Raw genomic sequence first — 240 nt, forward strand, 5'->3', positions numbered from 1 at the left:
CCGGACAAAGCGCCGACGCCAATCTGTATCCAGACGCTGACCGTGACCTTGATGCCCAACGGCCAGGGTGGTGGAATGGCTGCGATCTGGGCCACGGACTTCATCGCCAGCGATGTGTTCGACTGCTTCGGCAACCTGATCGACCAGTACAGCATCTACACGGAAGAAGAGGCGGGTGTTGCCGGCTTCACGCCAGTGGCTGGCCGCTTGGGCATTGATCTGGACTGCGAGGTAGTCAAC

At 60.4% G+C, this 240-nt stretch carries 1 protein-coding gene; it reads left to right on the plus strand.

Features of this window, described 5'->3' with window-relative positions:
* Window positions 1-240, plus strand: a 240-nt coding sequence (locus H9S92_RS00025; RefSeq protein WP_187464687.1) for a hypothetical protein, incomplete at both ends; no start/stop codon positions are given.

This window comes from Neolewinella lacunae (genome assembly GCF_014349155.1).
In the GTDB taxonomy this organism is placed as follows: Bacteria; Bacteroidota; Bacteroidia; order Chitinophagales; family Saprospiraceae; genus Neolewinella; species Neolewinella lacunae.